21 protein-coding genes and 1 pseudogene are annotated in these 21,830 nt (G+C 67.1%); 8 read left to right on the forward strand and 14 right to left on the reverse strand.

Going from position 1 to position 21,830, the window contains the following annotated elements:
- Window positions 1-11: 11 nt before the first annotated feature.
- On the forward strand, window positions 12-1,508 hold the full coding sequence (gene purF, locus QW881_RS30880; RefSeq protein WP_315739370.1) for an amidophosphoribosyltransferase: 1,497 nt from the start codon (window positions 12-14) through the stop codon (window positions 1,506-1,508).
- Between the two features lie 283 nt (window positions 1,509-1,791).
- Window positions 1,792-2,535: an SDR family NAD(P)-dependent oxidoreductase gene (locus QW881_RS30885; RefSeq protein ID WP_315755770.1), complete on the forward strand. Its 744-nt coding sequence runs from the start codon at window positions 1,792-1,794 to the stop codon at window positions 2,533-2,535.
- A gap of 61 nt (window positions 2,536-2,596) precedes the next feature.
- On the opposite strand, the gene QW881_RS30890 is transcribed toward QW881_RS30885, so the two are convergent.
- The 3 genes from QW881_RS30890 to QW881_RS30900 are packed head-to-tail and all read right to left on the reverse strand — an operon-like array spanning window position 2,597 to window position 5,105.
- The gene (locus QW881_RS30890) at window positions 2,597-2,932 is read right to left on the reverse strand and encodes a hypothetical protein (RefSeq protein WP_316159227.1); all 336 of its coding nucleotides are present in this window, start codon (window positions 2,930-2,932) and stop codon (window positions 2,597-2,599) included.
- 17 nt (window positions 2,933-2,949) lie between these two features.
- A complete protein-coding gene (locus tag QW881_RS30895) occupies window positions 2,950-4,191 on the reverse strand; it encodes a patatin-like phospholipase family protein (protein ID WP_315755771.1) in 1,242 nt (413 codons plus the stop codon).
- Window positions 4,188-5,105, reverse strand: a complete 918-nt coding sequence (locus tag QW881_RS30900) for a DUF3313 family protein (RefSeq protein WP_315755772.1) — start codon at window positions 5,103-5,105, stop codon at window positions 4,188-4,190. The genes QW881_RS30895 and QW881_RS30900 overlap by 4 nt, the downstream gene beginning before the upstream one ends.
- A gap of 161 nt (window positions 5,106-5,266) precedes the next feature.
- On the opposite strand from QW881_RS30900, the gene QW881_RS30905 reads away from it, so the two are divergent.
- From QW881_RS30905 to QW881_RS30915, 3 genes are all read left to right on the forward strand, one after another.
- Window positions 5,267-5,905 (forward strand): TetR/AcrR family transcriptional regulator, encoded by a 639-nt coding sequence (locus QW881_RS30905; RefSeq protein WP_315755773.1) that lies wholly within the window; start codon window positions 5,267-5,269, stop codon window positions 5,903-5,905.
- Window positions 5,906-5,945: 40 nt separating this feature from the next.
- Window positions 5,946-6,161, forward strand: a complete 216-nt coding sequence (locus tag QW881_RS30910) for a hypothetical protein (protein WP_315755827.1) — start codon at window positions 5,946-5,948, stop codon at window positions 6,159-6,161.
- A 144-nt stretch (window positions 6,162-6,305) separates the two neighbouring features.
- Window positions 6,306-7,532 (forward strand): ABC transporter substrate-binding protein, encoded by a 1,227-nt coding sequence (locus QW881_RS30915; protein WP_315755774.1) that lies wholly within the window; start codon window positions 6,306-6,308, stop codon window positions 7,530-7,532.
- A 99-nt stretch (window positions 7,533-7,631) separates the two neighbouring features.
- On the opposite strand, the gene QW881_RS30920 is transcribed toward QW881_RS30915, so the two are convergent.
- The 9 genes from QW881_RS30920 to QW881_RS30960 form a co-directional block, all read right to left on the reverse strand.
- On the reverse strand, window positions 7,632-8,852 hold the full coding sequence (locus tag QW881_RS30920; RefSeq protein ID WP_315755775.1) for a PLP-dependent aminotransferase family protein: 1,221 nt from the start codon (window positions 8,850-8,852) through the stop codon (window positions 7,632-7,634).
- Window positions 8,853-8,988: 136 nt separating this feature from the next.
- Window positions 8,989-10,242 carry a TCR/Tet family MFS transporter gene (locus QW881_RS30925; RefSeq protein WP_315755776.1) on the reverse strand — a complete coding sequence of 418 codons (1,254 nt, stop codon included), beginning with the start codon at window positions 10,240-10,242 and terminating at the stop codon, window positions 8,989-8,991.
- 29 nt (window positions 10,243-10,271) lie between these two features.
- Window positions 10,272-11,642 carry a ribosome biogenesis GTPase Der gene (gene der / locus QW881_RS30930; RefSeq protein ID WP_315739359.1) on the reverse strand — a complete coding sequence of 457 codons (1,371 nt, stop codon included), beginning with the start codon at window positions 11,640-11,642 and terminating at the stop codon, window positions 10,272-10,274.
- Window positions 11,643-11,724: 82 nt separating this feature from the next.
- Entirely contained in the window at window positions 11,725-12,255 is a 531-nt protein-coding gene (locus QW881_RS30935; protein ID WP_315755777.1) for a hypothetical protein, read from the reverse strand.
- Window positions 12,256-12,301: 46 nt separating this feature from the next.
- Window positions 12,302-12,955 (reverse strand): tetratricopeptide repeat protein, encoded by a 654-nt coding sequence (locus QW881_RS30940; protein WP_315755778.1) that lies wholly within the window; start codon window positions 12,953-12,955, stop codon window positions 12,302-12,304.
- Window positions 12,956-13,132: 177 nt separating this feature from the next.
- Window positions 13,133-14,725, reverse strand: a complete 1,593-nt coding sequence (locus tag QW881_RS30945; protein ID WP_315755779.1) for a class I adenylate-forming enzyme family protein — start codon at window positions 14,723-14,725, stop codon at window positions 13,133-13,135.
- 167 nt (window positions 14,726-14,892) lie between these two features.
- Complete coding sequence (panB, locus tag QW881_RS30950) at window positions 14,893-15,717, reverse strand: 3-methyl-2-oxobutanoate hydroxymethyltransferase (protein WP_315755780.1); 825 nt, start codon at window positions 15,715-15,717, stop codon at window positions 14,893-14,895.
- 2 nt (window positions 15,718-15,719) lie between these two features.
- On the reverse strand, window positions 15,720-16,307 hold the full coding sequence (locus QW881_RS30955) for an NnrU family protein (RefSeq protein ID WP_315755781.1): 588 nt from the start codon (window positions 16,305-16,307) through the stop codon (window positions 15,720-15,722).
- A 189-nt stretch (window positions 16,308-16,496) separates the two neighbouring features.
- Entirely contained in the window at window positions 16,497-17,090 is a 594-nt protein-coding gene (locus QW881_RS30960; protein ID WP_315755782.1) for a hypothetical protein, read from the reverse strand.
- 161 nt (window positions 17,091-17,251) lie between these two features.
- Here QW881_RS30960 and QW881_RS30965 point away from each other — a divergent pair, with 161 nt between their 5' ends.
- The 3 genes and pseudogenes from QW881_RS30965 to QW881_RS30975 all read left to right on the forward strand — a co-directional run bounded on the left by QW881_RS30965 (window position 17,252) and on the right by QW881_RS30975 (window position 19,337).
- The gene (locus tag QW881_RS30965; RefSeq protein WP_315712486.1) at window positions 17,252-17,983 is read left to right on the forward strand and encodes an aspartate/glutamate racemase family protein; all 732 of its coding nucleotides are present in this window, start codon (window positions 17,252-17,254) and stop codon (window positions 17,981-17,983) included.
- An 82-nt stretch (window positions 17,984-18,065) separates the two neighbouring features.
- On the forward strand, window positions 18,066-18,932 hold the full coding sequence (locus QW881_RS30970) for a S1C family serine protease (protein WP_316159228.1): 867 nt from the start codon (window positions 18,066-18,068) through the stop codon (window positions 18,930-18,932).
- Window positions 18,929-19,337, forward strand: a pseudogene (locus QW881_RS30975) (response regulator transcription factor). Before QW881_RS30970 ends, QW881_RS30975 begins: the two are co-directional and overlap by 4 nt.
- A 42-nt stretch (window positions 19,338-19,379) precedes the next feature.
- Here QW881_RS30975 and QW881_RS30980 read toward each other — a convergent pair.
- Window positions 19,380-19,913: a GDSL-type esterase/lipase family protein gene (locus QW881_RS30980; RefSeq protein ID WP_315755786.1), complete on the reverse strand. Its 534-nt coding sequence runs from the start codon at window positions 19,911-19,913 to the stop codon at window positions 19,380-19,382.
- Between the two features lie 247 nt (window positions 19,914-20,160).
- Window positions 20,161-21,780 (reverse strand): peptide chain release factor 3, encoded by a 1,620-nt coding sequence (locus tag QW881_RS30985; RefSeq protein WP_316159229.1) that lies wholly within the window; start codon window positions 21,778-21,780, stop codon window positions 20,161-20,163.
- Between the last annotated feature and the right edge of the window lie 50 nt (window positions 21,781-21,830).

Below are 21,830 nucleotides of genomic sequence, written 5' to 3' on the forward strand. Positions count from 1 at the left end.
GCGAAGCCCAAATGGACTCCCACGCGGATCTGGACTTCGGACCTCAAGCCTACCTCAGAGACCCAGACCTTGACGGAGACACGCTGCGCGAAGAGTGCGGCGTGTTCGGCATTTATGGGCACAATGACGCCGCCGCGATCACCGCGCTCGGCCTGCATGCGCTCCAGCATCGCGGCCAGGAAGCCGCCGGCATCGTCTCCTACGATGGCGCGCGCTTCCACAGCGAGCGCCGCCTGGGTCTCGTCGGCGACACCTTCTCCCGCCGCGAGGTGATCGAGCGCCTGCCCGGCAATGCCGCGATCGGCCACGTCCGCTACGCCACGACCGGCGCGACCATCCTGCGCAACGTGCAGCCGCTGTTCGCCGAGCTCAATGCCGGCGGCTTCGCGGTCGGCCACAACGGCAACCTCACCAACGGCCTCACCCTGCGCCGCGAGCTGGTGCGCGCCGGCGCCATCATGCAGTCGACCACCGACACCGAGGTGATCCTGCATCTCGTCGCGCATTCCCGCCGCACCAACTTCATCGATCGCTTCATCGAGGCGCTACGCGCACTCGAAGGCGCCTACTCGCTGGTCTGCATGACCAACAAGAAGCTGATCGGCGCCCGCGATCCCCTCGGCATCCGCCCGCTGGTCTATGGCGAGCTCGAAGGCTGCCCGATCCTGGCGTCGGAGACCTGCGCGCTCGACATGATCGGCGCGCGCTACATCCGCGACATCGAGCCGGGCGAGGTCGTGATCTTCGACGAGACCGGAGCGCACAGCCACAAGCCGTTCCCGCCGAAGCCGGCGCGTCCGTGCGTGTTCGAATACATCTATTTCGCGCGGCCCGATTCCGTGGTCGGCGGCCGCTCGGTCTACGAGGTGCGCAAGGCGTTCGGCGCGCAGCTCGCGCGCGAGAGCCATCCCGACGTCGACGTCGTCGTGCCGGTGCCGGACTCCGGCGTGCCGGCGGCGATCGGCTACAGCCAGCATTCCGGCGTGCCGTTCGAGCTCGGCATCATCCGCAATCACTATGTCGGCCGCACCTTCATCCAGCCGACCCAGGCGATTCGCGAATCCGGCGTGCGCATGAAGCACTCGGCCAACCGCGCCGCGATCGAGGGCAAGCGCATCATCCTGATCGACGACTCGCTGGTGCGCGGCACCACTTCGCGCAAGATCGTGCGCATGATGCGCGACGCCGGCGCCACGGAGGTGCATTTCCGCCTCGCCTCGCCGCCGATCCTCTACCCCGACTATTACGGCATCGACCTGCCGGACCGTGGCGGCCTCTTGGCGGCGACGCATTCGCTCGAGGAGATGCGCGAGCTGATCGGCGCCGACTCGCTGGCGTTCCTGTCGATCGACGGCATGTACCGCGCCATGGGCGAGCCGGCACGTGATCCGGCCGCACCGAAATACTCCGACCACTGCTTCACCGGCAGCTATCCGACCCACCTCACGGACCAGGCGATGGTCGAGTCGACCCAGCATCAGCTGTCGCTGTTGGCCGAGGCGAGCTGAGGTTCTTTCCACACACAGTCATTCCGGGGCGATGCGCAGCATCGGACCCGGAATCCCGAGCTTGCTGATCCCCGTATCATCTCCAGATTCCGGGTTCGAGGCCTGCGGCCTCGCCCCGGAATGACGATGCATAGTGAGCTGTCGTCCCGGCCGAAACCGGGACCCATCATCGCCAGCCGTCCTTGGCGGGCAGGACTAGCCACAGACAGCCAACTCCCTCATAACCGCCGCGGAGTATGGGTCCCGGCTTTCGCCGGGACGACGACGTCAGAGATTTGCGACCATGACCCTTCCCCTCGCCAACCGTATTGCCCTCGTCACCGGCGCCTCGCGCGGCATCGGCCATGCGACCGCCCGCGCGCTCGCCCGCGCCGGTGCGCATGTCGTCGCCGTTGCCCGCACCCAGGGCGGGCTGGAGGAGCTCGACGACGAGATCCGGAAAGAGACCGGCAACGGCGCCACCTTGGTGCCGCTCAGCATGACCGACAGCGACGGCATCGCTCGGCTCGGCGCCGCGCTGCACGAGCGCCACGGCAAGCTCGACATTCTCGTCGGCAATGCCGCCGTGCCCGGCCCCTCCTCACCGCTCGGCCATATCGACCTGAAGCCCTGGAACGATGTCGTCGCCGTCAACCTCTCCGCCAACTTCCAGCTGATCCGCTGCATGGAGCCGCTGCTGAAGGCCTCCGACGCCGGCCGCGCGGTGTTTCTCACGTCAGGCGCCGCCCACAAGGCCCAGGCCTATCTCGGCCCCTACGCCGTCACCAAGGCCGCGCTGGAGACGCTGGCACGGGTGTGGGCGCACGAGACCGAGCGGACGCCGCTGCGCGTGAACCTGTTCAGCCCGGGCCCGATCCGGACCCGCATGCGCGCCACGGTGTTCCCCGGCGAGGATCCGATGACGCTCGAAACGCCCGAGCAGGTCGCCGAGTTCATCGTGCCGATGTGCCTGCCGTCGTGGACCGAGACCGGCAAGCTCTACGAGTACAAGACGCGCACCCTGAAGAGCTTCCAGCCGCCGGCGTAGCCCTGCGCAACCACCGCCATTCCGGGGCAAGGCCGCAGGCCTTGAATCCGGAATCTCGTTACTATCTTGCGGTCGGATTGGCGGCAGCAGAGTTCGCCGCGGAAGGCTTGGCCGCCGCAGCCTTGTCCGCAGACGCCTTCGCCGCAGCCGGCGCCTGACGATCGCGCACTGCCGTCAGCTCCTTGCGCAGCTTCTCCTGCTGCTCCGGCGTCAGCACCGGGCGCTGATCGTCATGCGGCACGTCGTTCACCGGGAGATAGTTGTACGTATTGCCGTACTGCGCCGTGTCGGACGATGGCGTCGTGCCCGAGGTCGCGCAGCCGCCGAGCAGCACGGACGTCAACAGCGCCGCGCTCCCGAGCGCCGAACGCAGGGTCGCGTGTCGCGCAAATGGCAAGCAGGTCTGCCGGAAGTTCATCGCGCGGCCGCGGCCATGGTGCGCGTGGTCCCCTGCGCCGTGATGCCGTGCTCGTTGGACTGCAGGCCCGGCAGGCTCTTCACCCAGGGATAGCCGCGCTGGCCCATGTCGTGGCCGCGATCGAACAGCGCAGTCATGTAGGTGCGATCGAACGGGCCGTCGGCCTTGACCTGGAAATCGGCCGGCACGCTGGCGAGGTTGAAGTCGATGCCGTTGAACTTCGCCACCGAGTAGATGCGGTAGATGTCGCCGATGCCCTGGTTCTTGATCAGGGTCGACAGCGAGCGCTGCGTCACCGAGAGCACGTCGGCGCCGACGCTGTCCCATTGCGGATCGATGCGGGCGTTACGGATGACGTAGAGATGTGCGCCGCTCACGCTCCTGCGCGGGCCGCGGCCGGAGACGAGGCGCAGCACCGAGGGACCGATGAACACCTGCCGGGTGACACCGCCGTCGACATGCAGCTCGTCGTAATCCTTGTCACCGATCCGCACCTTGATGCGAACGGGGGCGAAGGCGCCCGGCACGGTCGCGGAGGCCAGCAGCACCTGACGGAACAGGGCGATCGCCTCTGGCGTATCGGCTGCTGCGATGCGGCCCATGTCCCACAGCACCGGACGCTGCGCATCGAGATTGGTGGTGCCGACCAGCAGCACCCGGCCCTTGCTGCTCTCGCGCGCAACGTCGCGGAGAAACTCGCGATCGACATATTTCTCGATCAGCCGCGACAGCGGCGTGTTGTCGGCCAGTGCCGAGCCCTGCAGCAGGCCGGGAATGTTGACCGTGAAAATGTCCTTGCGCTCATAGGCGGTGAAGATCTCGCGCAGCTTGTCGTCGTGTTCGCGCCCCAGGAAGACGAACGGCGCGATCAGCGCGCCGGAGCTGACGCCCGTCACCATGTCGAACGATGGCCGATTCCCGGCCTCGCCCCAGCCGGCCAGAAGCCCGGCGCCGAACGCACCGTTCTCGGCGCCACCGGAGATCGCGAGGAAATTCAGCGGACGCGAGATCGGGATTTCGGCCGATGCGCGCGACATCGCGGCCTCGGCAAAGCGCGGCGCCGGCTCATCACCCCAGTAGCGGACGTTGCGGAAGCCGACCGGGTCGGCGCTGACGGCAGCCGCTTCCGGCAGCGCGTTGCGCGGCATGATGGCTGCGCAGGCCGCCAGCAACAGCGACGCGGCGAACGCGAGCAGGATACGCGGGACAAGCGCGCGGAACGAGGCGGCAGACTTCATCGCGACGCTTGCTGCTCCACGCTTGCGATCTCCGGCGACGGCTGTGGCGCGTCCGGCCTGGCCTCGTCGGCGCCCTTGTCAGTCCAGCCCGGCGGCAGGCCCAGACCGGCACCGACGAAGCCCTTCAGGCCGGGGAAGCGTCCGTACTGCTCACATGCGGCATATTTGGGAGCGCCACCCAGCTTGGCCGGCACACTCGACACCGAAGGCAGCGAGGCCAGCGACGGGACTCCTCCGAACGGCGACTCGCCGGTCGACACCAGCTTGGCGAAGTCGGCGCCGAACTCGGAAGCGAGGTCGTAGGCGTCGCCGTCATTGGCCATCCGCGCATTGGAGACCGAGTTGGCGCCGCGCGCCCACACCATCGCGGCCTTCTGGAAGCCGGCAAAGTCGCGCGCCTCGGCCTCGACGGACAGCGTGCCGAGCCCGACCGGCAGCCGGGGCACCGGCACGGGAACGCCCGGCAGCGCGACGCTCTTGGCGATGGACGCCGCCTGCGAGGCTGCCGATGCGGTCGCGTTAGTCGCCGTAGCATGGGTGACGGTCGCCTTGACCGTCAGATCCGCCTCCTCGCGGGGTCCGACGATCTGGAATCGCTCGCTGAGACGCAGGCACATTTCGCGGCTGATGACGTTGGCCACCAGCTTGCGCTCGTTCTCGTCGAGGGCGATGTCGGGACGCGGCGGAAACGCGGTCGGCTCGATCCGGATCGTCTTGGCCTCGAGCAGCTCCTTCTTGTTGGCCTTGATCTGCGCGCGCGTCACCAAGCCGTTGGCATCGACGAGGCGATCGTAATTCTTGAGCGAGCCGGCCCGCTCGAGCGGAGCAGTGGCGCAGCCGGCCGTTGCCAGCGCCAGGGAAATCAGGGCCGTCGACTTCAGCGGAGCGAGACGCATCGTAGCGGGGAGGCCCATTGATAGATAGCTCACTCTAATTAAGTCTCACAAGCAGCAGCGCTTGTCCAACTAAACTAGATCAAATTCTCTAGATTAGAGCGGTGAGAAATATTATTTTATATTACGAGCAGTTGGCGGAAACGACGAATGTGGCGAGAGTTGGCCCGACGGGACGCGCGATGAGAAAGGTCGATCCGGTCAAGCACGAGCAGAAGCGCCAGGGGATTCTCCAGGCCGCCCTGTCGTGCTTCGTCAGGAACGGATTCCACGGCGCCAGCACCACCGACATCTGCGCTGCGGCGAAGATCAGCCCGGGCCACCTCTATCATTACTTTCCCAGCAAGGAGGCGATGATCCAGGCGCTGGTCGAGCAGAATCTGAGCCACGCTGCATCGCGCCTCCAGGCAATCCTGGCCTCGCCCGACGTGATCGACGCCCTGGTGCAAGAGCTCGAGAGCACCAGCATTCACCAGCCACAGGCCCAGGTCCTCAGCGCCGAGGCCTTGGCCGAGGCCTGCCGCAATGCCGACTTTGCCGCCATCGTCCACGCGCATGCGCGCGCGATGCGGGCGTTGCTGGTCGACTTCCTCACCAAGGCACAGGGCCGCGGCGAGGTCGATCCCGGCCTCGATCCGGAGGCGACCGCGAACATCCTGTTCGTGATCGTCGACGGCGCACGTGCGCTGCCGATCCGCAATCCGGCGGTCGATATCAAGCAGAGCAGTGAGCATCTGCGGCTCATGCTGACGCGCTTTCTGCGGCCGCCGACGTTACGGACGCCGCCGAAAAAGGAAGCTGTGGAGCAGGCGCCCGTCTGAGCCTGCCGATCGGCGTCCCCCGCACGATTGACACCCCGCCATGCCCGCGATGGACTGCGCTCATAAGCGGATGACCGCAGCACACATCGGGAAAGACCGCCATGACGCGAGCACGACGCGGACGCGCGACAAGGCCTGCCAATTCCATTGGGTGCACGCGATGGCTGTCGACCGGCAGGGCAACGCTTATACCGCCGAGGTCGACGCCGGTAAGCGCATCCAGAAATTCCGGCTGACCTCGGACGCCCTGCGTTAACGCTCAAGCGAAACGCACAAACCTTGGGCGCGTCTCGCGCCTTTTGGCGCATTGCCGCAACTCACAAGACCGGCTATCCAGGGAGACTGACGGCAAAGGGCGCCCAAGAAGCCCCGCCGTGACACGACACCAGGGAGGACTTCGATGACGACGTCTCATACGTGGCGGATGGCCGCGTTGCTTGCTGCCACCACGCTCAGCTTTGCCGGCTCCGCCTTCGCCGACGACAAGGTCGTCAAGATCGGCGTGCTCAACGACATGTCCAGCCTCTATGCCGACATCGGCGGGCCCAACTCGGTCGCAGCCGTCAACATGGCGGTCGAGGATTCCGGCCTGAAGGCCAAGGGCTGGACCATCGAGGTCATCAGCGGCGACCACCAGAACAAGCCCGACGTCGGCGTCAACATCGGCCGGCAGTGGATCGACACCCAGAAGGTCGACGTGATCATGGACACGCCGAACTCCGGCGTGGCGCTGGCCGTCTCCAATCTGGTCAAGGAGAAGAACTCGATCCTCCTGAACTCCGGCGCGGCCACTGCCGACCTCACCGGCAAGGCCTGCAACGCCAACACGATCTCGTTCACCTACGACACCTACATGCTCGCCAATGGCACCGGCAAGGCGCTGACCAAGGCCGGCGGCGATACCTGGTTCTTCCTCACCGCGGACTACGCCTTCGGCCATGCGCTGGAGCGCGACACCTCCGCAGTCGTGACCAGCAGTGGCGGCAAGGTGCTCGGCTCGGTCAAGCATCCGCTCAACACCGCGGACTTCTCGTCCTTCCTGCTGCAGGCGCAATCGTCGAAGGCCAAGGTCATCGGCCTTGCCAACGCCGGCGGCGACACCACCAACTCGATCAAGCAGGCTTCCGAATTCGGCATCGTCCAGGGCGGCCAGAAGCTCGCCGCGCTGTTGTTGTTCGTCAACGACGTGCATGCGCTCGGGCTCAAGGTCGCGCAGGGCCTGACCTTCACCGAGTCGTTCTACTGGGACCTGAACGAGCAGACCCGCGCCTGGTCCAACCGCTTCCAGAAGCTGTCACCGAAGGGCACGATGCCGTCGATGACGGTGGCCGGCGTCTACGCCGGCGCGCTGCACTACCTGAAGACGCTCGAGGCACTCGGCGGCAATCCGCATGACGGCGCCAAGGTCGTGGCCAAGATGAAGGAGATTCCGACCGACGATCCGCTGTTCGGCAAGGGCCCGCTGCGCGCCGACGGCCGCCGCCTGATCCCGGCCTATCTGTTCGAGGTCAAGAAGCCCGAAGAGTCCAAATATCCGTGGGACTACTACAAGCTGATCGCCAAGATCGCGCCTGAGGATGCCGCCAAGCCGCTCGAGGCCAGCGAGTGCCCGCTGGTGAAGAAGTAAGCCGATAGCTCCGATGCGGGATGCGGTGGATTAGCATCGCGTCCCGCCAGTGCCGCTGCGCAGACGATACGACATTCGCTGCGCAGAATCACGTCATCGTCAGCGCAGCAGACTCGCGAGGCGGCCGATGCCTTCCTCGATCACGGCCTCCTCGGGCAGCGAATAGGACAGGCGGATCGTGTTGGTGCCGCTGCCGTCGTGGAAGAAGGCTGCCCCGGGAACGAACGCCACCTGGGCCTGATTCATGGCCCGGTCGAGCAAGGCGGCACCGGACACGCCGTCCGGCAAGGTGAGCCAGACGAAGAACCCGCCGTCGGGCCGCGTCCACCTCGCTTCTGACGGCATCTGTGCCTCGAGTGCCCTCAGCATCGCATCGCGCTTGAGCCGATAATGCGCGCGCGCCCGTGCAATCAGCCCGGCATGCCCTCCGTCTTTCACGAGCCTGTGCATCACGATCTGATTGATCGCTGACACGTTGAGGTCGCTCGCCTGCTTGATGAGGACGAGACGGCTGATGATGGCGCGCGATGCACAAACCCAGCCGATGCGCAGGCCCGGCGCGACCGTCTTCGAGAACGTTCCGAGATGGATGACGCGGGAAGCATCGAGCGAGCCGCGGCGACGGACGTCCAACGACTGCAGCGACGGCATCTCGTCGCCGTCGAAACGCAAGGCAGAATAGGCGCTGTCCTCCAACACCGGCACGTCCAGCTCGCCGGCGAGATCCAGGACATCGGCGCGCGCCGAACGCGACAGCGTCTCACCGGTCGGATTGGCAAAGTCCGGCACGACATAGACGAACTTCACGCGCGCCCCCGCAGCTTCTTTCGCGGCTTCGTCCGCGTAGGAGGCCGGGGTGCGGTTCGCAGCGCGTGGACCGATCGAATCGTAACGCGGCTCGTAGGCCGAAAAGGCCTGCAGCGCGCCAAGATAGGTGGGAACGGTGACGAGCGCCGTATCGCCGGGCGTGAGCAGCAGCTTGCCGAGAAAATCGAGCGCCTGTTGCGATCCCGCGGTGACGAGGATGTTGTCTGGCGAGGCCGCTATGCCCTGCGCGGTCATGTACTCGGCGATCCACTGGCGAAGCGGACCGTAGCCCTCGCTGACGGCATATTGCAGAGCAGCGGAAGCCGCGTTGGGCGATGCCAGCGCATCGGCATAGACCTGCGCCGCCGCTGCTACAGGAAACAGCGCGGGATCGGGGATGCCGCCGGCGAACGAAATCATGCCGGGCCGCTCCAGCACCTTGAGCAGCTCGCGGATCTCCGATGCCTTCATGCGATCCGCGCGGCGCGCGTAGACGGGCTTCCAGCTCACCAATATTCCTCCCCTGATCCGGCTATTTATGTCAGCATTATTGACCTATTTTGAAGCGTGTGCAATCCCCGTCCCGCGAGAGCGCGAGAGCTGCATCGGTGGGGTCAGGGGATGAGAACCTTCAGGCCGGCGCGCTACTCTAGCTGCTCTTTGCCGAGGACAGCGTCCGCACCGCAATCAGGAGAGCGACGATCAGCAACGCCGACGCCAGCAGGAACGGCGCGCCGGGTAGATGCGCCGGCGCGGCCGCTCCGATGAAATAGGCAAAGGTCAGCGTGAACAGGAAGGGACCTGCGAGCTGGGCCACGCTCTGCACGCTCGACGTCGCGCCCTGTAGCTGGCCCTGTCTGTCCGGTGGGACGAGGCGGGTCATCAAAGCCTGGATGGCCGCGCCCGAGACGCCCCACAGCGCCATCACGGGAATGCCGAGCCAGCTCAACGGCCCGGTCGGCGCAAGGCCGAAGATCAGGAAGCCCACCGTCCCCGCGGACAGGCCGAGCATCAGCGCGCCGCGCTCGCCGAGCAGGCGGACGATCAGCCCCACCGCCCCGCCCTGCACCACCATGGCGCAGATGCCGACCATCGCCAGCGTCAGCCCGACCGTGCGCGTATCCCAGCCATAGCGATAGGTCGCGTAGAGCACGAAGGTCGACGGCAGCACGACATGAGCGAGCTGGGTGATGAAGTTGACGACCGACAGTCCGCCGAGGATGCGATCCGAGCGCAGCAATTGCAGCGCGCCGAGCGGGCTCGCGGCTCGCCATCGGAACGGACTGCGCCGCTTTGACGGCAGCGATTCCGGCAGCACCAGCAGTCCGTACAGCGCGTTGGCGAAGCTGAGCGCGGCTGCAGCCCAGAACGGCAGCCGCGGGTCGATGTCGCCGAGCAGGCCGCCGGTGGCGGGGCCCAGCACGAAGCCCGCGCCGAACGCCGCGCCGATGCGCCCGAAGATCGCCGCACGCCGGTCGGGCGGCGTCAGGTCGGAGATGTAGGCGAAAGCCGTCGAGATGCTGGCCGAGGTGACTCCGGAGATCAGGCGCCCCACGAACAGCCACGCGAGCGACGGCGCCAGCGCCATCAGCACGTAGTCCGCGGCCAAGCCGAAGTTCGACAGCAGGATCACCGGCCGCCGGCCGAAGCGGTCGGACAGGCTGCCGAGCACCGGCGAGAACACGAACTGCATCAGCGCCCAGGCGGTGCCGAACAGGCCGAAGATGCGGGCCGCCTGCGCAGTGTCGTTGCCCACGAAGCTCTCGATCAGCTTCGGCAGGATCGGCATGATCAGCCCGAGCGCGAGCATGTCGAGCAGGATGGTGACGAAGATGAAGGCGACGGCGCCGCGGCGTGGGGCCGTCGCCTCTTCTGTCGCGACGCTCGGCGGGCTTGCTTCCATGGCCGGACCGCTTCCGCTGACGCAACTGATCAGTTCGGCCGCTTGCGCTTGTGCGCGAACGGGTTGGCCTTCTCGCGCAGGGTGATGCGCACCGGCGTGCCCGGCAGCTCGAAGGTCTCGCGCATCGAGTTGGTGAGATAGCGCAGGTACGATTGCGGGATCGCGTCGGCCCGCGAGCAGAACAGCACGAAACTCGGCGGCCGCGCCTTGGTCTGGGTGATGTAGTTCAGCTTGAGCCGGCGGCCCGACACCGCCGGCGGCGGGTTGTCGGCGATCGCCTGCTCGAACCAGCGGTTCAGCGCCGCGGTCGGCACGCGCCGGTTCCAGATCGCGTAGGCTTCGACGATCGCCTGCATCAGCCGGTCGATGCCCTCGCCCATCAGGCCCGACACCGCCACGATCGGCGCGCCCGCGACCTGCGGCAGCCAGTGGTCGGCATCGCGGCGCAGCATCGAGATCTGGCCGGGGTTGCCGTCCATCAGGTCCCATTTGTTGACGGCGATGACCAGCGCACGCCCCTCGCGCTCGATCAGATCGGCGATGCGCAGATCCTGCTCCTCGAAGCGGTTCTGCGCATCCATCATCAGCACGACCACCTCGGCGAAGCGCACCGCGCGCAGCGCATCGGCCACCGACAGCTTCTCCAGCTTCTCCTCGATGCGCGAGCGCCGGCGCAGACCTGCGGTGTCGAAGATGCGGAAGCCGCGGCCCTTCCACTCGATTTCGACCGCGATCGAATCGCGCGTCGTACCGGCCTCGGGACTCGTGAGCAGCCGCTCCTCGCCGAGCAGATGGTTGATCAGGGTCGACTTGCCGGCGTTGGGACGGCCGACGATCGCGACCCGGATCGGCCTGTTGGCGCGCTCCTCGTCGGTCTCCTCGTGCTCGTCCTCCTCATCGTCCGTGGGCGGCACGAGCTTGCTGACGGCGTCATAGAGCTCGCCCATGCCCTCGCCGTGCTCGGCCGAGATCTGGATGGGATCACCGAGGCCGAGCGCGTAAGATTCCATGGCGCCGAGCTCGCCATGCTTGCCCTCGCTCTTGTTGGCGAGCAACAGCACCGGCTTGTCGGCGCGGCGGGCGAAATCGGCGAAGGCGCGGTCGGCGGGCGTCAGGCCGATGCGGGCATCGATCACGAAGAACAGCGCGTCGGCGAGCGCGATCGCGGTCTCCGTCTGCTCCTGCATGCGCGCGGTCAGCGAGCCCTTCGGCCCCTCGTCGAGGCCGGCGGTGTCGATGATCGTGAAGTTGAGATCGAACAGCTTAGCTTCGCCCTCGCGGCGGTCGCGCGTGACGCCCGGCATGTCGTCGACGAGCGCCAGCTTCTGCCCGACCAGACGGTTGAACAGGGTCGACTTGCCGACATTGGGCCGGCCGATGATGGCGATGGTGAAGGGCATGATGATCCGTGCGCGTGAGCGCGCAGCTTTAGCGCATTCGGCCGCAAAACCGAACGGGCGATCCGCCGATTCGCAGGTGAGATTAACGGCTGAAGGAGCCGCTCGGCATCGGCGCCGGGAAGCCGCCGCTGGATCGCTGGGCCGCCGGCTGCTGCACCGGGGCAGCATCATCCGGCGGTGGTGCCGTGGTGCGGCGGCGCACGATCTTCTTGGGCTTCGGTGCCGGCGGAACGGCGGCAGCGCCCTCCTCGACCGCGGCAGCCTCGCCATCCTGCGGATCGGCCGTCGTCGGGTTGTTCACGGCCGCCTGCCGCCGGCCCTTTCTGCCCTTGGGCTCCTCCACCGGAGGCGCCGGCGGCGTCGCCGCCTGAGCGGCTGGGTCGGTCATCGGCTGCTGCTGCGCACCCTTGTAGAGTTCCTTCGGCACGCCCTGCTCGAGACCCGGCACGCCCTCCGGGAACACCGGCTTGCGGTCGCCCGGCAGCTTCTTCTTGGTGTCCAGGAAGTCGAGCATGTCCGAGGGGTCGAAACTTCCCCCACTCGCGCAGCCGCCCAGCACGCCGGAAAGCGCAATGAGGACCGTCAGGGCAATGGCACGTTGGGCGCGGCGCATGATCGTCGTTCCAATCAACTCGGTTTCGCCGTCGCGAGGTCCGCGATCAGCTTTTGGCGACTGCAGGCAACAGCGCCTGCAGCGCTTCGGCGCGCGAGCGCAGGCCCGGCGGGGTCTCACCATCCAGCGCAATCATGTCGAGCCATTGACGGGCCGCCCCGGCATCATTGGCCCTCCACGCCGACAGCGCCAGCAATTCGCGGGCGGCGTGGCGGAACGGCGCGCCGGGCGCAGTTTCGCCTTCGAGGCGCTGCTTGAGGTCGGCGTAAGGCGCCGTATCGGCCAGCAGGCCGGCCGCGCGCAGCCGCGCCATCGACTGCTGCTCGGCCCCGATGCTGCGGTCGGCGGCGAGTTCGTCATAGAGCTTCACGGCAGCCGCCTTGTCGCGCATCGCGGCCTCGGCGGCCTGGTGGAAGCGGGCCAGCATGCGGTATCCCGATGGGGCCGTGGCCGCGACATCCGCAAAGGCCTTCTCCGCCTCGGCATGCTTGTTCTGCTCGGAGAGTTCGAGGGCCTTGTTGAAGGCCGAGCCTGCTTCGGCCGCCTTCTGGCCCTCGAGATACTGGTAGCCGCGCCAGCCGCCGACGCCGGCGATGATCAGCACGGCAATGGCGATGATCAAGATCGAGTAGCGGTCCCACAGCTTCTTGAGCTGTTCCCGACGGACCTCCTCGTCTACTTCATCAATGAATTCAGACACCTAAGGACATCCCGTCAGGTTCGCTGCGAGCGCGCGCGCATGGGTTTGAAGTGCCGCGCGAGCGGTCCGTTGCCCGCGCGCCGGCGCCGATACCGCATCGGCATGGCGGTGGCAAGGCGAGTCCAGCCGAATCAAGGCGTTACTCCCCGGTTCTGCCACAAGGTCCGAACGCGGCTATCACGCCGTCAAGGCCTCGCGCAACTGCCGTTTCATCACCTTGCCGTTGGCGTTGCGCGGCAAAGGGTCTGCGGTTACGGTCAGGGTTTCCGGGACCTTGTAATCCGAGACCCGCTCGGCGCACCAGCTGCGCAGGGCTTCGGCGCTCATCGGCTCGCGGGTCACGACCACCGCGTGCACCCGCTCGCCGAGCACCGGACACGGCCGGGCGATGATCGCGCTCTCGACCACCGCCGGGTGGCTCGCCAGCACCGATTCGACCTCGGCCGAGTAGATCTTCAGCCCGCCGCGGTTGATCATGTCCTTCTGCCGGTCGAACACCCGGACGAAATTGTCGGCATCGATGGAGCCGAGGTCGCCGGAATGCCAATAACCGGCGGTGAAGCTCTCGCCGGTAGCCTTGGGATTGTTCCAGTAGCCCTTGATGACCTGGCCGCCGCCGATCCAGATCTCGCCGATCTCACCGCGCGGCAGCTCCCGCCCCTGCCCGTCCATCACCAGGATGCTGGCGCCCGGACACGGCAGCCCGACGCTGTCGATATGGCGCGCGGTCAGATCCGAGGGCATCAACGTCGCCGGCGAGGTGGTCTCGGTCGAGCCATAGGCGTTGACCAGCCGCAGACCGGGGATCTTGGCGGCCAGCCGCTCGATGGTGGCGACCGGCATCGGCGCGCCGCCGAAGCCGCCGATCCGCCAACACGAGAGATCATGACTGTCGAAGTCGCGCTGCAACAGGCAGAGATTGTACATCGCGGGGACCATGACCGTGTAGGTCACGCGCTCGCGCGCCGCGAGCTTCAGATATTCGCCAGCCTTGAACTCCGGCATGATGATCAAGGTGCCGGCGCAGCGCGCCATGCTGGTGATGTTGGCGACGACACCGGTGACATGGCCGAGCGGCACGGCGGCGATCGAGCGGTCGGCGGGCGTCAGCCCCAGGCACGCCTCGTAGATCATCGAGGAGTGCACGATGTTGCAATGGGCGAGCATCGCGCCTTTCGGCCGGCCAGTGGTGCCGGAGGTGTAGAGGATCATCGCAGTGTCCTCTTCAGTCACCTCGACGTGATTTTCGTGCGCGGCATGATCGGCCAGCGCTGCAAAATCCGACCGCGCCGGACGATCGTCGACGGCAATGCGCCCCGCCAGCTCCGGCGTTTCCGCAGCGGCCGGCAACCGGTCCGCCAACGCCGCCTCGTGCAGCAGCAGCCGGGCGCCGCAATCGTTCAGCACATAGGCGATTTCCGGGGTCTGCTGCCGGGTCGACAGCAGCACCGTGATCAGCCCGAGCTTGGCCGCGGCAAACAGCGTGAGCACGAATTCCATGCGATTGCCGAGCAGCACCGCGAGCCGGTCGCCCTTCTGCAATCCCCTCGCCTGCAGCCCGCCGGCGATCCGCGCGGCAGTCGCCATCACCTCGCGCCATGACAGCCGCTGAGCGCCGCAGACCAGCGCCTCGCCGTCGCCGTTGCGCTCCACCGCTTCTTCGACCATGGCCCAGACGTTCGCGGGCCGCTCCGTGAACAACGGAACCACGCGATCGCCGAAACGGGCTTCGCGCCGCATCGGCGGCGTTACATAGGTCGACCAGTCCATGGAGTTTCCCCGAGCTTGGCTTCTTGTCGTTGTTCGCCGCGATGCGGACCAGCCTGAAACATAACCAAGGGACGACGCGCTTGGCTATCTCCGCCAACGCCGGAGATTCATCCCGTGACGCCGCGCGCACCACGGCGCCAACGGGACGACCAAGCGAGAGGCGCCCGTCAGGTCTTTGACTTCATTCCGTAGACATGTTCCGCCGCCGGAAACGCACGGGTACGCACGTCCGCCGCGTAGCGTTCGATCGCCTCGTCGATCGCCAGACCGAGATTGCCGTAGCGGCGGACGAATTTCGGCGCCCGCGGCGACAGGCCGAGCATGTCCTCCAAAACCAGCACCTGACCGTCGCAGGCGGCGCTGGCGCCGATGCCGATGGTGGGGATCGCGATCTGCTGCGTGATCTTGCGCGCCAGCGGCTCGGCCACGGCCTCGATTACCACCGAGAACGCGCCGGCCTGTGCGATCGCCGCAGCGTCGTTCTCGATCGCGGCCCAATCCGCCTCGTCGCGGCCCTGCGCCCGGAACGAGCCGAGCGTGTTGATCGATTGCGGCGTCAGGCCGACATGGCCCATCACCGGAATGCCGCGCTCGCTGAGGAAGGCCACCGTCTCGGCCATCCGCGCCCCGCCCTCGAGCTTGACTGCGCCGCATTGCGTCTCCTTCAGGATCCGCACCGCCGCATGAAACGCCTGCTCCTTCGACGCCTCGTAGGAGCCGAACGGCATGTCGACCACCACCAGCGCCTGGCGCGAGCCGCGCATCACGGCGCAGCCCTGCAGGATCATCATTTCCAGCGTCACCGGCACGGTGGTCTCGAAGCCGTGCATCACGTTCCCGAGGGAATCGCCGACCAGGATCACATCGCAATGGCGATCCACCAGCGCCGCGGTATGGGCGTGGTAGGACGTCAGCATCACGATCGGCTCGCCGCCCTTGCGGGCGCGGATCTCGGGAGCCGTCTTGCGGCGGACGGTCGACTGCACCGACATCGCTAACCCCCGATGACAGGAATGCCGAGCACGACAGGATGGAACGCGAAGGCCAGCGCGGCATAGACGACGATGCCGACCACCACCGCGATGACGTCGTTGCCGACGCCGCCGACCGGGATCGGCGGGCCGCCGGCGTCGGCGCGGCGCTTCAGCGAGATGCGGTCGAACACCGCCCATGCCAGGATCGAGCCGAACAGGATGATGCCGCCGAGATCGCCGTTGCTGAGCAGGTGGCCGAACGCCCACAGCTTCACGCCGGCCAGCATCGGATGTTTGAGAGTGGTGTAGATGCGGCCGCGAATATAGGCGGCAACCACCATGATGACGGCCGGCAGCATCAAGGCCAGGTTGATGTGCTTGAGCGCCTTCGGCGGCGTCCACACCTGGATCCAGCCGCCGCCATGGCGGTACTCCGCAAAGCCCCAGACAATCAGGGCGAGGCCGGCGAGCGCCACGACGGTGTAGACGAGCTTGTAGGTGCTCTCACCCAGCCGCGCGATGACCTGCGCGCGCGCCCCGCGCCGGGTCGTGAACACATGGGCGCCGAGAAACAGCACCAGCCCCACCACCATCACCAGAAGTCCCACGGCGTCCCCCTTCGCTTGCACGCGACCTGTGCGTGGGCATCGGTATCATTTCCGGGGGCCGCCTCGCAACGTGGCGCATTTCAACGTCAGGCACTCCCGCCCGCTCGCCGTCGTTCCGGGGCGGCTCGAAAAGCCGAAGTGGCATGACGGGCTATGCGGTCGGGAGGTGGAGCACAGCGGACGACGCCATCACCGTTCCGACGTGTTCTTCAGATCGCGATTCTCGACATAGCGGATCGCGATCGGCCGGCCGGCGAGCGCACCGCCGAGCCCCTTTGTGAACTTCAGCGGCAGGCAGCCGTCGAGCGAGGAATTGATCGTCTTCAGATAGGTCGCGCGCGTGTCGGCCGGGGCGCCTGATGTCGCGAAGGTCACGCGTGGCGGCGCGATCATCTCGCCGGTCCGCTTGAAGCTGAAGCGCACCGTCATCTGCATCCCGGCGCGGGCGCTGTCCTCCGGCGGCGGCGTCCAGCACGCGCGCAGCGCTGCGAACAGATCGCCGATCGTGTCGAGATCGTGATCCGGCTTCTGATATTTGGCTTCCTGATCCCTGGCGGGCCGGCTCTCGATCGTGAGTTGCAGGTTCTGGCCATAGGGATAGTTCATCTCGGGAATACACGGCCACGGCCCGAAGACGCTGCAGAACGACGGCGTGCACGGCTGCTCGTCGAGCACGCTGCACGGCGTGTGCGCGAACGGCACCGGATTGATCTGCTGGCGGCGCGCGTCGGCGGCGACCGGAGCGGCCACCATCAGCAGGAGGAGCACGACGACACGGAGCATGGGACTCTCGGGCTGGGATGGACTCCAAGCTGGATCCGATCGCAGAATTCGCAAGCTCAATCCCGTTCACGTCTGCGCGTTCCGCGCCGCGAACGGCTCTCGACCGTAACAGCGGAACTCGGCTAGAACACGGCAGGATGCGACAGCAGACGGACGCGACGATGAGCCGCCACAGCGAGACCGTGATCAACGTCATCAACCCGAACATGACGGCGACGATGACCGAATTGATCGCCAAGGCGGCCCAGGCCAGCGCAAGCCCGTCGACGCGGATCGTCGGCCGCACCGCGCGGTTCGGCGCCGCCTCGATCGAGGGCCATTACGACGAGGCGATTGCCGCGGTCGGCATGCTCAAGGAGGTCGAGGCCGGAGACGCGGAAGGTTGCCACGCCCATGTAATCGCCTGCTTCGGTGATCCCGGCCTGCTCGCCGCGCGCGAATTGTCGGCTGTGCCGGTGCTCGGCATCGCCGAAGCTGCGATGCATGCGGCGAGCTTCGTCGCCACCCATTTCAGCATCGTGACCACGCTGTCGCGCACCAAGGTGATCGCCGAGCACCTCGTGCGCAATTACGGCATGGAGCAGCATTGCCGCAGGGTGCGCGCCGTCGACGTTGCCGTGCTCGACCTCGACAAGCCCGAGGCCAATGTCCGCGGCACGCTGCTCGGCGAATGCCGGGCGGCGCTGCGCGAGGACGGTATCGGCGCCATCGTGCTCGGCTGCGCCGGCATGGCCGATCTCGCGCACGACCTCTCCACCGAGCTCGGAATTCCCGTGATCGACGGCGTCGCCGCAGCGGTGCGCTTCGCCGAGGCGCTGATCGGACTGGGGCTGAAGACGTCGAAGCACGGCGATCTCGCCTTCCCACTGCCGAAAGCGCGGACGACGCTCTGAAGCCGGTCGACTACCTGATCGGGTAGTTTCGAAACCGCTTCGGAGACGCCAAATTGGGACCAGACCCATTCTGGAGCGTCCCATGTCCGATCCGTCCGCCCTCGCCTCGCTATCGTCGGCATTGACGACCGCCGTCGCGCAAGCCGCGCCTGTGGTCCTCACCGTCTCCTCGCACTGCAGCCGCGCCACGGGCTTCGTCTGGAAGCCGGGCCTTGTCGTCACCGCCGACGAGGCGCTGGCGGACGAAGGCGAAATCGCGCTCGTCTTTGCCGATGGCACGCAAAGGCCGGCCACGGTGGCGGGCCGCGACCACACCACCGACATCGCCCTGCTCCGCTTCGATGGCGGCGCTGCGGTACCGGCCCAACTCACCGGCGAGATGCCCGCGCTCGGCTCGCTCGCGGTCATCGCCGCTGCCGAGCACGGCACGCCAACGGCCGCGCTCGCGATGGTGTCGAAATCCGCCGGTCCCTGGCGCAGCCTGCGCGGCGGCGCCATCGATGCGCGCATCGAGCTCGACACCAGGCTGCGCCACAGCTCCGAAGGCGGCCTGGTGCTCAACGCCGACGGCCACGCGATCGGCATGGCCGTACGCGGCCCGCGCCGGACGCTCGTGATACCCGCGGCCACGATCGAACGGGTCGCCAGCAAGCTCGAGACGCATGGTCGCATCGCTCGCGGCTATCTCGGCGCCGGCCTGCAGCCGGTCCGGCTCGACGATGGACTCGGGGCGATGATCATGAGCCTCGACAAGAGCGGCCCGGCCGCGGCCGCCGGCCTGCGCCAGGGTGACGTCATCACCGCTCTCAACAAGGAGCCGTTCAGGGGCATGCGCGCGATGATGCGCGAACTCGGTCCGGACAGCGTCGGCGCCGTCGTCGAGATCGCAGCGCTGCGTGCCGGCGAGCCGGTGCAGTTCTCCCTGACCATCGGCGAGAGGCCGGCGTGAGCGAGGAGGCGCGCGCGCCGATCAGGATCGCGATCGCGGTCGACGATGCCGAACTGGCCGACCGGCTGGCGGCGCTGCTCGGCGATGTCACGGGCCTGACGCTGGTCGCGCCCGGCGAGAGCGCCGACGTCGCCGTCGCGCCGTTGCATGGCAGTGATGAGGCTCGCAGCGGCGACGACAGGATCGACGGCGCCGCGACCGATGATTTTCAGCTCACCGCGCGCGAGCGCGACGTGCTGGCGCTGATGGCCGAGGGCTGCTCCAACAAGGAGATCGCGCGCAGCCTCGGCATCTCCGTGCACACCGCCAAATTCCACGTCGGCTCGCTGCTCGACAAGCTCGACGCCACTCGGCCGCACCGATGCGGTCGCGCATGCGGCAAGGCGGGGGATCATCGAGCTGTGAGACCGCAGGCCGGCGCGGCGCGCTTCACGACCTCGCGGCGAGCTACTTCCGCAAGCCGCTCATCACGCGCGGCAGCAGCGATGCGGCCAGCATGCGATAGCCCTCGGGGGTCAGATGCACACCGTCGACCTGATGCGGCAGGCCACGGAACATGGCGTTCTCGACCATCACGACCTTGATGCGGCGCTGCGCGGCCTTGGCCATGATGGCGCTGATGCTGCTGGCGCGCTGGTCGCCGGCACCTTTGCGGGCGTCGTTGCCGCCGGGCTGCAGCACCAGCACGCGGGTTGATCCATCAACCGCGCTGTCGAAGCGGGACAGCATCCCGGCGGTCGTATCACCGTTGATGCCGGCGTTGGCGACGCTAACCCGAACGCCCTTGCCGTGGAGCATGGCCTCGAGCTGGGCCGGAAAGTCCTCGCCGCGATTGACGCCCTTGCCGTAGGTGTTGCTGGCGCCGAGCGCGACGACCTCGGCCGCATCAGCCGTTGCGATCGTCGCCGACGCAAGTCCACACAGAGCGAACAGTGCAATCATCTGCCGCCGCACAAGACGGCCAATCGATCCCGCCGGCATTTCCTTCTCCGTCGCCTGTTTATGAGAGGAAGACTAGCGCGCCGATGACCTGACGAAAAGTGCGCGGCGTTGCGGGTATCATCCCACAGCAACGGCGAGGCTCGCGGTGAGGGAGCGCATGTCTTTTCGTCATTCCTGGCGCCCGCAGGGCGAGCCCGGAATCCATCGGGCCGCGGAACAAGAGGCGAAATGGATTCCGGGCTCATCGCTGCGGGATGCCCCGGAATGACGAGAGAGTGCCGGGCGGCTACGCCTTCTTCTTCACATCCTTGACGTTGGAGAACACGATGCCTTCGGCGCGCTCCTTGGTGTAGCCGAGATAGAACTCGTTCTTGGCCAGGAACACCGGATCGCCGTCGACGTCGTCGGCGACGCCGGAATTGTTGGCGGCGATGAACGCCTCCAGCTTCTTCTTGTCGTCGGAAGAGATCCAGCGCGCCAGCGAGAACTCGGAGATTTCGAATTCGACGGGCAGCGTATACTCGGCATCGAGCCGCGCCTTGAGCACGTCGAGCTGCAGCGGGCCGACGACGCCGACCAGCGCCGGGGCGCCATCGCGCGGCCGGAACACCTGCACGACGCCTTCCTCCGACATCTGCTGCAAGGCTTCCTTCAACTTCTTCGCCTTCATCGCATCGGTGAGGCGGACGCGACGAACGATTTCCGGAGCGAAGCTCGGCACGCCAACGAAGGTGAGGTCCTCGCCCTCGGTCAGGGTGTCGCCGATGCGAAGCGAGCCGTGGTTGGGAATGCCGACGACGTCGCCCGCAAAGGCCTCGTCCGCGACCGAGCGGTCCTGGGCGAAGAAGAATTGCGGGCTCGACAGCGGCATGGTCTTGCCGGTGCGCACCAGCTTCGCCTTCATGCCACGGTTGAGCTTGCCCGAGCACAGCCGCGCGAACGCGATGCGGTCGCGGTGGTTCGGGTCCATGTTCGCCTGGATCTTGAACACGAACGCGCTCATGCGCGGCTCGGCGGCATCGACCTTGCGCAGGTTCGACTCCTGCGCGCGCGGCGACGGCGCGTAGCGGCCGAGGCCCTCCAGGAGGTCGCCGACGCCGAAATTGCGCAAGGCACTGCCGAAATAGACCGGGGTGAGATGGCCCTCGCGGAATGCCTCCAGGTCGAACGGCTTGCAGGCTTCCTTGACCAGCTCGAGCTCGTCGGTGATCTGGCTCATGTCGAGATTGGCGTTGAACTTGCCGAGCTCCGAAATCGCGATCTGCTGCGCGGCGCCGGTCTTGGCGCCGCCGCCTTCGAGCAGGCGCACGCCGCCGTCGCGGATGTCATAGGTGCCGATGAAATCGCGGCCGCGGCCCACGGGCCAGGTCATCGGCGTGGTGTCGAGCGCCAGCGTCTTCTCGATCTCGTCCAGAAGATCGAAGGTGTCGCGGCTCTCGCGGTCCATCTTGTTGATGAAGGTGATGATCGGGATGTCGCGCAGGCGGCAGACCTCGAACAGCTTGCGCGTGCGCGCCTCGATGCCCTTGGCGGCGTCGATCACCATCACCGCCGAGTCGACCGCGGTCAGCGTGCGATAGGTGTCCTCGCTGAAGTCCTCGTGGCCCGGCGTGTCCAAGAGGTTGAAAACGAGGCCCTCGAACTCGAAGGTCATGACCGAGGTCACGACGGAGATGCCGCGCTCGCGCTCGATCTTCATCCAGTCCGAGCGGGTGTTGCGGCGCTCGCCCTTGGCCTTGACCTGGCCGGCGAGGTTGATGGCGCCGCCGAACAGCAGCAACTTTTCCGTCAGCGTGGTCTTGCCGGCGTCCGGATGCGAGATGATGGCAAAGGTGCGCCGGCGCGCCACCTCGTCGGACAAGGCGGTGCGGGCGGGCTGTTCGGTCGTGACGGCAGTATCGGACATGAGGCGGCAGGCGTCGTTTCAGGCCAGAGAGCGGGCGATTTACGGGAAAG

It is taken from the genome of Bradyrhizobium sp. SZCCHNS3016, from assembly GCF_032484535.1.
In the GTDB taxonomy this organism is placed as follows: domain Bacteria; phylum Pseudomonadota; class Alphaproteobacteria; order Rhizobiales; family Xanthobacteraceae; genus Bradyrhizobium.

Bases quoted from the DNA above. Each gene is read 5' to 3' on its own strand.
- purF (WP_315739370.1), top strand. From the start codon at position 12: ATGGACTCCCACGCGGATCTGGACTTCGGACCTCAAGCCTACCTCAGA.
- QW881_RS30885 (WP_315755770.1), top strand. From the start codon at position 1,792: ATGACCCTTCCCCTCGCCAACCGTATTGCCCTCGTCACCGGCGCCTCG.
- QW881_RS30895 (WP_315755771.1), bottom strand. From the start codon at position 4,191: ATGAAGTCTGCCGCCTCGTTCCGCGCGCTTGTCCCGCGTATCCTGCTC.
- QW881_RS30900 (WP_315755772.1), bottom strand. From the start codon at position 5,105: ATGGGCCTCCCCGCTACGATGCGTCTCGCTCCGCTGAAGTCGACGGCC.
- QW881_RS30905 (WP_315755773.1), top strand. From the start codon at position 5,267: ATGAGAAAGGTCGATCCGGTCAAGCACGAGCAGAAGCGCCAGGGGATT.
- QW881_RS30910 (WP_315755827.1), top strand. From the start codon at position 5,946: ATGCCCGCGATGGACTGCGCTCATAAGCGGATGACCGCAGCACACATC.
- QW881_RS30915 (WP_315755774.1), top strand. From the start codon at position 6,306: ATGACGACGTCTCATACGTGGCGGATGGCCGCGTTGCTTGCTGCCACC.
- QW881_RS30925 (WP_315755776.1), bottom strand. From the start codon at position 10,242: ATGGAAGCAAGCCCGCCGAGCGTCGCGACAGAAGAGGCGACGGCCCCA.
- der (WP_315739359.1), bottom strand. From the start codon at position 11,642: ATGCCCTTCACCATCGCCATCATCGGCCGGCCCAATGTCGGCAAGTCG.
- QW881_RS30935 (WP_315755777.1), bottom strand. From the start codon at position 12,255: ATGCGCCGCGCCCAACGTGCCATTGCCCTGACGGTCCTCATTGCGCTT.
- QW881_RS30945 (WP_315755779.1), bottom strand. From the start codon at position 14,725: ATGGACTGGTCGACCTATGTAACGCCGCCGATGCGGCGCGAAGCCCGT.
- panB (WP_315755780.1), bottom strand. From the start codon at position 15,717: ATGTCGGTGCAGTCGACCGTCCGCCGCAAGACGGCTCCCGAGATCCGC.
- QW881_RS30960 (WP_315755782.1), bottom strand. From the start codon at position 17,090: ATGCTCCGTGTCGTCGTGCTCCTCCTGCTGATGGTGGCCGCTCCGGTC.
- QW881_RS30965 (WP_315712486.1), top strand. From the start codon at position 17,252: ATGAGCCGCCACAGCGAGACCGTGATCAACGTCATCAACCCGAACATG.
- QW881_RS30970 (WP_316159228.1), top strand. From the start codon at position 18,066: ATGTCCGATCCGTCCGCCCTCGCCTCGCTATCGTCGGCATTGACGACC.
- QW881_RS30980 (WP_315755786.1), bottom strand. From the start codon at position 19,913: ATGCCGGCGGGATCGATTGGCCGTCTTGTGCGGCGGCAGATGATTGCA.
- QW881_RS30985 (WP_316159229.1), bottom strand. From the start codon at position 21,780: ATGTCCGATACTGCCGTCACGACCGAACAGCCCGCCCGCACCGCCTTG.